The 2,116-nt window shown below is 41.0% G+C and carries 1 protein-coding gene; it reads right to left on the bottom strand.

What is annotated here, in order from left to right:
- Positions 1-1,052: 1,052 nt before the first annotated feature.
- Positions 1,053-1,844: a hypothetical protein gene (locus G9U52_RS38980; RefSeq protein WP_166158845.1), complete on the bottom strand. Its 792-nt coding sequence runs from the start codon at positions 1,842-1,844 to the stop codon at positions 1,053-1,055.
- Positions 1,845-2,116: the final 272 nt, after the last annotated feature.

The following is a 2,116-nucleotide window of genomic DNA, read 5'->3' as shown; positions in this document are numbered from 1 at the left end:
ATACCCATCATCCGTTTCACTGAACAAGTTCAGCAAAACCAGTTACAGCTTGAATGGCTCAGAGCCTCTATTCAAGTATTGGAGAAGCACTCTTATTTGTGGAATCGCTAAAATCCAGTATCTGGTTAATCAACAGGCGTGATCTCCCCTATTAAAAAAAGTAGTAAATGAAGCATTTTCTCCTTGGCATATTCCCCAGACTGTACTTTATCCAGTTAGAAGCTGGATCAAATCTGCTGGCGAAGAAGAATATTGCTTTTCACATCACTTCAAATCACCTCATCGAAGTAGTTTTCGAAAATGACTTGAGATATGCATGTCAAGAATGTAGGTTAATGTAAACTGCAAGTTACTTCAAAAAACCAAAGAGGAGCTGCATCGTAGCAAGCTCCTTTCTCACGAATGCTCGATTATTCGCAGGATTTCGTCCTGGAAATGAGGAGTGAAGGATTAGTTGGGATTGATTATGGGTTACCGTTTGTGGCAGTTAGTGTAACCACTTGTTACCGTGACCAAGAACATTTATTGAAGCACTTATTACTGGATACAGGTTCCGCAGGGACTGTTTTTAACGCGTCCCAATCAACAATTCGATTATACAGATATGCATTCTGTTGCCTTGTCAGTGTATTTCATTCCTGAGCTTCCACAAATCTGTATCTTGAAGGTTCCTGCATCTGCTATTATCTAGTTTACACTGTAGGTCAACGGCAGTTTATGATTCGCGGTAATCGGACAATGTTTGTGTCGCATTTCGATAATAGGATCAAGTTTGGGTCGCGGGGTAACGACATAAACTTGATCCTATTAAGAAAAAACTCCCGATTAACCCTGATTAGAAATAGGACAATGTTTGTGTCGTCCGACAATGTCGGAGGACAAGAATAACTATCGATAAAAGACAAGAACAGTTGAAGTCGTTCGCTCATAGAAACCCTCTTTCTGTTATTGTTCTTCATTCTGGACCTTGCCCTTGGTAATAGTTGTAAAACTACAAAAAAAGAAGCCTCCGGAGCTGCTTTGAAAGCAGGTTCTAAAGGCTTCTTTAAATTCTATTGTCCCGGATAACCACCAATTGGATCATCTTTAACAAGCGCTCTTAACTCATAATCCCACCACACCCGGCTTTGTCCGGTTGACAGGTTAGTAATGGTATTGTTTTGCACGACAAGAACTCCAAGCTTGCTATCCACAAACGCTGATAGAAGGTTATCTCCACTGGCAGTTGGGGAATTGATTGGATCCCTAGAAGGGGTCAATTCAGTGACTTTTCCGTAAGTCCCGTTACTGTGCAGCCATAAATAACCGCTTTGCTTACCTTCGCTATTTTGTCGGAATAAGTCATAGGCTTGAACCAATAAGCGGTCTTCACGAGCATACAACACTCTTAGGTAAGTGGCATTTAATATAGTATTGAAGTTTCTAGTAGTTCCGTCTTTATCCACCCAGTAAATTTGGCCTACATCATTGAAGGATCTTGCTGATACACGAGTTGCTGAGAATGTCCACAGCCACTTGCCCTTTTCAGAATTTTGGGAATCATAGAACGGTCTATTTAATCCTTGAAGTAACGTTACTTTACCACCTTGAATGAGAACAGCAGGATGATCTCCCTGGACACCGGTAATAGGATTAAGAGTTGAAGAGGTTGGAAGCAAGAACTGTACAACTATAGTATCGGGACCAATCTCAAAAACATCTTCCGCATAAGTAAAAGTCTCGTTTCGTTTGTGAGCTTCTCTGAAGCTGCGATTAGGCTCTTCCCACTTTTGAACATTTAGCAGGGAAATGCCATTCAACCAAATTTGCCCGTCTTTGTATTTCGTGGTTTTAGTACCATCCAAACTACTCTTACTTCCTGCGACAGTAGTTGGCCGCCAGAACCCATCGAGTAGAGGTTTAGATTGTTCGCTGGAAAGCAACTCAGGCGTACCTACCAAATTTTTGTTGATTTTAAAAGCTCGACCCTCTGTGTTATAAGCTTCAACATGCAGTTAGACTGAATAGTAGACACAGATTATACTAGATTCAATAACTTGAATGAGGGAGCCCTGTGTCTATGAAAAAGATCGATCATGATGAAACGTACAAGAAGCAGACCGTTCAATACATAAAG

The organism is Paenibacillus agricola, from assembly GCF_011440305.1.
Taxonomy (GTDB): Bacteria; Bacillota; Bacilli; order Paenibacillales; family NBRC-103111; genus Paenibacillus_S; species Paenibacillus_S agricola.
This window is presented reverse-complemented; position numbering and strand designations above follow the sequence as displayed.